A 7,917-nucleotide genomic window follows, 5' to 3' on the forward strand; every position below is an offset into this window, starting at 1 on the left:
TAAGGTATGGGAACATATTTAATTGGAGTTGCCAAAAAGGTAACTGAATATCAAGCGGAATTAACCAAAACTGTTAATGCTATACCCACGGTTTCCATAGATCCTGAAGAAGAATCGATAAGAGCTAGTGATATAACAGAAGTGACCGCACAATCGGCAAACCCAGAAGTTATTAATGAAACCAGTGATCAGAAAAAAATCACCGAATCAGAACAACAACTAGATTTAGGCGATCATTTTTTTGAGCCAACATCGACAGAGATAGAATCAACGCAAACCCAAAACACAACTACTGAGCCTAGGACACCACTTATACCACCTAATGATATAGACCATGTAGGTGCTTTTTCTAGTTTCTCTGACTCATCCATTAGAGAAATAGTGAAATTACTAAGTTACAGCTTACTATCTGGTGAATTCTTGACGATAGATGAGGTTGATGATGAGCTCAACTCACTAATTAAACAAATACAATTACTCGTTACTATCGTTGAGGCGTCGGAAAATTTATCCGAAGAGTGGAGAGTCTTTAGAGATTCTATCGTATATTGCCTCGAAGAATATCAGAAATTTGTTAGCTACCTAGTTGCTAACTTCACAAAATACCGTTCGGACCACTATTTTATAATAGAGGACAATAATATCGATCAAATTCCACATCTATCTGATGAACTCCAAAATGTAATTCGGATGTTTACACTAACGCTGAAAGTCTCAAGAAAAGACTTGCTGATCAACAGTGACAGATCTGAATTACAAAGCCTAATAATCTTAAAGCGACAAGTTGATAGTTTAAAAGGAACACAAAAATCTGTCGCTTATGCTTTGGATGTTAAACTTGAATTCTTGATCCATAAATGGGGTGAGCGGTATAAAAGTAAAAACAAAAATAAAACTATAGCAATCAAGTATCGAATCGGTGATACTGAAAAGTCTATTGATAAGTTTGAAATTAAAATACCCACACTAATAAACTGGGATAAAAGAATATATCACCACTACGACTTTTGCACAGACGCCAACCAATATGGATACTATATCCATGACACCCTAAACAAAAAGCGTAAAGGATATGACAAGCTAAACTTCACAGAATTACACGGGCTTATAAAATATTATAAAGATTTTAAAAAGTCTGACACCGAACTAGAACAAATAGTTGATTATCTAATTCATGAAGATTATTCTGACAGACATAGCTATGATCAATATTGTATTGATATTTTCAGGAACTATGCAATTAATAATTATTTTTCGTTAATCTCTGAGAATGAAACATGGGGTCTGGATATATACCGAGAAAAATATTTGGAATGCAAACGCAAATTAAATCACCTCAGTGATAATTACTTTCTAGAGAAAAAATATTTAGACTACGTCCTAAAGAGAATAGAAACTGATTTTGCAAAGTCATCAAAAGAAGAAAAGATAAGTGTACATGAAAAATATGTGGATAAGGTTGATAAAGAATGTACGAAACTACTGAATGAGTATTACGACAAAAAGGAATGGGCAAAAACGCATGACAACTATATCGTGATCCTTCCGTATGAAGAATCTTTAGTAGAGCTTTCGAAAGAAAAACACCCAGATCTACCCAAGATACTTTTTTTCACTAGTTTTGTACTGCCCTACTATAAAGATTCTATCGATTATGAATATTCCAAAACTAGACAGCTATTCAGAGAGGTGAAGGCTCTGACTAGCGTGGTAGGGAGTTTAAAAACTGATCTTCAAAATCTGAACGAATTAAAAAAAGACTTTGATAAAAAAGACTTAAAATCTATTGAGACCATTACACTGTTTACAGCAGTGATAACTTTTGTTCTTTCGTCAATACCAGCATTCAAATTTGTTGAAACGGTCCAACATGCAGCTCTATTTATGCTATCGATGTCGGCATCTTTGGCGATTTTTATTCTACTTGTATTTTCATTAACACGTGGGTTTTCTAAGTTTTTCAAAAAACACAGGAACGTTATAACTGCTGCAGTTATTGTTTTTATACTGATTGTAACCACGTTTAGCCTAATCAGCTTCGAAAACAAATCGGTCGATGGAATAATTAATAAATCAATCCAAAACCAAAAGGAAAGAGCGGAATTGGATAGCTTAAAAAATATATTAAATCCTAAGTTAACTGGAGAAAAAATAAGTACTGTGAAATAAAAGATCTAATTATAGTCCTTCCACATGCAAGGACTATAATAGATTTCGGGAATTAATCTTCTTTTTTTTGTGAATCTTTTTTACTTTCACCTAATCCGACATTAAAAACCTGGTATCCAATCCCAAAGCCAATCCACATTTTCCCATTACTTTGCCATTGATAATGCTTTTGATTATTTATATAGTCTACACCCGCATAAATTCCTGCCTGAACTTTTTTATATTGAAGCATAAAGCCACCAAACATGGTTAGCGTAGCTGCATTAATATTTTCATTGGCTTGAATTCCAAGTGAGTTATTTGAATTGAGATCTACACTCCCTAAACCAGCCCCTATTTGCAAAAAACCATTATGAGACGGTCCAGGGCTACCTAAAAGTATATTTAAAGTTGAGTTCAAGTTAAATTGTGCTTCAAATGTCTTTTCATCTTGTGGTCTAAATTTAAAAGGTAGTGTAAGTATTCCTATTGAAATACGCTCAGGTATCTCAGCTTTTACGATCTCCTCAGCTTTTGCTAAATATTCTGCTTTTTTTATTGAAAATAATTTATTATTATAATAGGTAGCATTTGAAACTCCTTTGAATTTTTTATTAGGCACATTAAAAAGCGGATAAACTTTTACCATAAGATCATCTCCATTTATATTTACAATTTTGTATTTAATACCATCATCTAAATAGTTAGCAGTTTTATTTGCTTCATTATATATAAAAGATTGATTTGGATCTGTCCTGGAGTGCTTTGCGGGTGCCAACAAGGTAAAACGAGTGCCGAGTTTTATGTCTGCCTGCGCCCAGCATTTTACTACAAAACCAAACACCAATAATGCGATTAATAAATTTTTCATAATTTTATATTTTAAGTGTTTATTGTTATGAATCCATAATGGTTCAGCACTCGTAAATGCTGTGATGTAAGTGACTTTTCAACTCGAAAATGCCCAATACAATGTTTGTAATAATGTTTATCGTTAAATTATAATTGGTCTTGATTTAATAGTTCTTAGCCTTAAGTTTGAACCTAAAACTTCCAATCTATTTTTACGGCTATAAACATATCGGATTATCTGTAATATCATCAAAGTTATCCCCAATTATAGAATGACACAATACCAAGAACTAGGTATTTTTAGGGAGCCTTGATAAATATATACCCCACTGCTGCATGAATATATAATAGCGGAAGCTCATTAGCCCGTGAACTTACCGAAGATAAAATCAATAAAATGCTGAACGATCCACAAATGATGGAGGCATATCCGCCACAAGGAAAGAGTTGATAGTAAAATTGCTAACTTTGCGGTACGAAAAAATAATATCTATTATCAATGAGTGAATTTTCAAAAATATATCTTGCATGGCGTAAGGGGGCGGGATCCCGTAGGCATATTGTTGGACTTTTGGAAAGAGACAGCGATAATAATATTACATTCCGATATCTCCCTGAAGCCAAAATTTTAAAATCAATAGAGGGATTTATACCTTACTTTGAATTCCAGAACCTAGATAAGGTATATGATGTCAATGTGCTCTCTATATTCGCCCATAGGCTGATCAAAACGGATCGCCCGGACGCTCAGCACTTCTTGGATTTTTGGGAAGTATCTGCTGAAAAAGTAGATGATAAATTTCACCTGTTAGGTAAAACACAAGGGTTAACGGCAACGGATAACTTCGAATTCTTAGCGGAATACCAAGATAGTGATGATCTTCCTTTTTTAACTGATCTCTCAGGACTCTCTCATTACCAGATCCCAAAAGATTTTGTAAAAAATGGCGACTCACTACAGTATGCTCTTGAAAAAGATAATGTATACGATCCCGAAGCGGTATTGGTCAGCTTTAACGGAACCAAACTGGGGTATATAAAAAAGGTGCACTGTAGAATTTTTAAAAAATCTGAAAATCTGAAACTTACCATAAAAGCTATCGAACAAAATGGCGTGATTAGGAAAATATTTATAAAGATAGCTACCTAAACAAAGCAGCATTCAACAAATGCTGCTTTGTTTTTTTTACACGGGCGTCTGTCTTACGTCTCTACCGGTGGTCATTACCCTAAGCTTGCTATCGCCTCTCTCTTAGGGTGGTGTGTCCACAGTTTATTATAGCACTCTCCTATTTTAGCGAGCGACAGCAGACCATCGAATCGCTCAGTCATCAAATTATTGCCTCCGAAATCAGGATCTACTACAGCAGCATCGCAGCCATAGACCTGCCAAACGGTATGAAAAAGCTTTCATGATTCCTTTTGATCACCAACAGATAGGAAAGCTCTTGATGTCCTTAAAAACAGATACTCCCAGAAAAATGGTGACATAATAAAACTGAAAGGGAGGTCAAAAATAAAACTCAACCTAGTATCATACCTGATGTAAATATCATTGAAGTCGAAGGTGTTAATATCGGGGAACTAACCATATCTGAATTCCCTATTAAACCGGTTGCATTCAAAGGCCGATACTATAAGAGACTCAACAATTCTAATCACATTTTATCTCCGACTCAAATTTCTGATTTAAGCTTGCAGTCGCTTCAACTTTCATGGGATTCTTATCCTGCGTACGGCAAGACACTGGATGATTTAGATATGCATTGGGTAGAAAAGTTTATCGACAAAGTAAATACTACGGGCAGGTTTCATTTACTCTCTGATGTGAAAAGTAGTCTTGAAAAACTTAAACTTATCAATGGAAATGAAATTACCAATGCTGCTTGGTTATTATTCGGAAAAGGGAATATCGGCTACAACATACACCTAGGGAGGTTCAAAACATTTACTTTTATTATAGATGACCGCATGTTTAACGCAGCTTTATTTCAGGCGGTCGATGATATTATGCAATATATTATAGCGCAGATTAAAGTGGCTTTTGAAATTACGGGAAAAACCACACAGCGAACCGAGATATTTGAATACCCCTTGGCCGCTATACGCGAGATAACACTCAATTGTATCATTCACAGAGACTACAGAAGCCCTATCGATGTCCAAATTAAAATATTTGACAATTATATTTCCTTTTTCAATCCTGGCAAACTAATGGGGGATTTGACCGTTGATGACCTTCAATATGACAATTACAGAGCCTATTCTATAAACAAACTAATTGCAGAAGCATTCTATTTGACGGGGGATATTGAAAAGTATGGCAGTGGATTTCTTCGTGTACGAAATGAGATTTCGACATACCCTACCATGAAATTAATAGTAGAAGAAATCTCTAACGGTTTTCACGCACAATTGGGCTATACTGATCAGAAGACCTCTACAGTAATTAAAGAGGGGGATCGGTTTTCTATCAATCAACAAGCTATCTTGGAAGCTATGAAAATAAACCCAAGAATCACTATTCCAGAATTATCGACAATTGTAGGTATTAACGAAACAAACATACAAAAGAATCTAAAGAAACTACGAGATATTAAAAAAATAAACCGCGTGGGGTCAGCAAGAGGAGGCTATTGGCAGATTCTTGATTGATACGTATCAAATAACAACAGCCTTCCCCAGAAGAAAACAAACCAACGGAATAAACAGACCAAACCTAGAAGAAAGCCAAAAGAGGTTAAAAAGTAAGGACAATTATAAACTAAAAGCACTAAGCAACGATGGAATCTATAGTCTCAGATATAATCAACATTATAGAAAACGGTCGTCAAAAAGCCTATCATGTGATCAACACCTTTATGGTTGAATCATACTGGCTGATAGGTCAAAGGATTGTAGAAGACGAACAACAAGGCAAATCAAAGGCTGGTTATGGCGACTCTCTTCTAAAGATTCTATCTAAAGGATTGTCCAAAAAATTCGGAAGCGGATTCTCTCCCGCTAACTTACGGAACTTCAGACAGTTTTACTTAACGTACCCCGATATTCAAAAATGCTACGCACTGCGTAGCAAATTGAGTTGGACGCATCATCGCACAATAATGCGCGTGGAAAACGAACGTGCCAGAGAATATTATATTCGCGAAGCAGAAGAACAAAACTGGAGTACCAGAAGCCTGGAGCGAAATATAAATTCTTTATATTATGAAAGATTGCTTTCTTCAAAGGATAAAAAGATAGGGCTACAGATCAGTATAGAACAGGAGAAAAACCGTCCGGAAGACTTTATCAAAGATCCATATGTATTTGAGATTTTAAATATCCCTCAATCGAAAAACACGTCAGAGAAGAATGTGGAATCGGCACTCATTCAGAATCTTCAACAGTTTTTGTTGGAACTGGGTAAAGGTTTCTCATTTGTAGGTAGACAATATAGCGTCAGCACCGAACTAGAGCACTTCTACATAGATCTGGTGTTTTACAACTACCTGCTGAAGAGCTTTGTACTGATAGACCTCAAGGTCGGAAAACTTACACATCAAGATATTGGACAGATGGATATGTATAGAAGGCTATTTGATGACCTCAAAAAACCAGAGGGTGACAATCCAACAATAGGAATAATATTGTGTACCGAAAAAAGTGAAACTGTAGTAAAATACTCTGTAATGAACGACAGTCAACAGCTCTTTGCTACGAAGTATATGATGTACTTACCTTCGGAAGATGAACTCGTAGCAGAAATAGAACGGGAGAAAAATTTATTACGTGAGCAAGGTGTTCCGTATGGAAAGGAGGACTAAATGATAATAAGAGCAGGCTCTTCTACTGTGGTCGGCTTGAAACAAGAGGAAGAAAACGAAGCGATATAAATAATAGCCACCTCCAGAAGAAAAACAAAAGGAGATAAAAAATAAGGGAGAATTATAAACTATGGCAACGGCGAAGGCCAGAATCCCTACGGAAGAGAAAATAGTTTAACATCAGATAATCCAAAGTTTAATATCAGATATTTCAAAGTTTAACATCAGATAATCCAAAGTTTAACATCAGATATTCCAAAGTTAATCGTTATATTTGACTTAAATAATGGAGGTTAATATGTCAGAATGGATAACAAGAACGTTAGCGGAGGAGATTAAGAAGCGAATAGATCAATACCCTATTCTAGCGGTAACAGGTCCGAGACAATCAGGAAAAACCACTCTACTTAAAATCCTTTTCCCCGATTATGCATACGTGTCTCTTGAAAACCCTGACAATCGTTCGTTTGCCACGGAAGATCCAAATGGTTTTCTCCAACAATATGCAGGTCCGGTGATTTTAGACGAAGTACAGCGGGCACCTGAATTGTTTTCCTATCTGCAGACAGCTGTAGACGAATCCGGCGAGATGGGGCAATATATCCTCTCAGGTTCTCAAAATTTTCATTTGCTCAAACATATTACACAATCCTTGGCTGGACGGGTAGCTCTATTTCGCTTATTACCCTTGGACACCCATGAATTAGAGCAGGCGGGAAAATTGGCCGACAATTATCTAGAAGCTTGTATAAAAGGAGGCTACCCCGCGATCTACCATCGAGGCATTAATCCAACAGATTTTTACGCCAACTATATCCATACTTATATCGAAAAAGACGTCACCGAACTGATCAATATTCGTGATTTAAATAGTTTTAGAACATTTCTAGGGCTGTGTGCGGCACGGGCAGGGCAACTATTAAACCTTACAGCGATGGCCAATGCGTGTAATATTTCGCAGCCTACTGCAAAATCTTGGTTGTCCATTTTAGAAAGCAGTTATGTTGTTTTTCAGCTCTATCCCTATCATGAGAATTTTAATAAACGTTTGGTAAAAACTCCTAAACTCTATTTTTATGACACCGGTCTACTGACTCATTTACTACAAATC

At 36.0% G+C, this 7,917-nt stretch carries 6 protein-coding genes; 5 read left to right on the forward strand and 1 reads right to left on the reverse strand.

Translation table 11 applies throughout. The annotated features are described in order from the left end of the window. Nucleotides 1–6 precede the first annotated feature (6 nt). Nucleotides 7–2,169 (forward strand): hypothetical protein, encoded by a 2,163-nt coding sequence (locus G7B18_RS17905; RefSeq protein WP_164111684.1) that lies wholly within the window; start codon nt 7–9, stop codon nt 2,167–2,169. Between the two features lie 52 nt (nt 2,170–2,221). Here G7B18_RS17905 and G7B18_RS17910 read toward each other — a convergent pair whose 3' ends face one another. Beyond that, nucleotides 2,222–3,019 (reverse strand): hypothetical protein, encoded by a 798-nt coding sequence (locus G7B18_RS17910; RefSeq protein WP_164111682.1) that lies wholly within the window; start codon nt 3,017–3,019, stop codon nt 2,222–2,224. Between the two features lie 480 nt (nt 3,020–3,499). On the opposite strand from G7B18_RS17910, the gene G7B18_RS17915 reads away from it, so the two are divergent. From G7B18_RS17915 to G7B18_RS17930, 4 genes are all read left to right on the forward strand, one after another. Continuing rightward, nucleotides 3,500–4,150 (forward strand): HIRAN domain-containing protein, encoded by a 651-nt coding sequence (locus tag G7B18_RS17915; RefSeq protein WP_164111680.1) that lies wholly within the window; start codon nt 3,500–3,502, stop codon nt 4,148–4,150. Between the two features lie 545 nt (nt 4,151–4,695). Beyond that, nucleotides 4,696–5,655, forward strand: a complete 960-nt coding sequence (locus G7B18_RS17920) for an ATP-binding protein (RefSeq protein ID WP_164111678.1) — start codon at nt 4,696–4,698, stop codon at nt 5,653–5,655. A gap of 128 nt (nt 5,656–5,783) precedes the next feature. Next, entirely contained in the window at nt 5,784–6,806 is a 1,023-nt protein-coding gene (locus tag G7B18_RS17925; RefSeq protein ID WP_164111676.1) for a YhcG family protein, read from the forward strand. A gap of 298 nt (nt 6,807–7,104) precedes the next feature. Beyond that, nucleotides 7,105–7,917 (forward strand): ATP-binding protein (locus tag G7B18_RS17930; protein ID WP_164123672.1); only part of this gene is annotated, 813 nt, incomplete at its 3' end.

Origin of the sequence: Sphingobacterium sp. xlx-130 (genome assembly GCF_011007405.1) — a bacterium.
Lineage (GTDB): Bacteria > Bacteroidota > Bacteroidia > Sphingobacteriales > Sphingobacteriaceae > Sphingobacterium > Sphingobacterium luzhongxinii.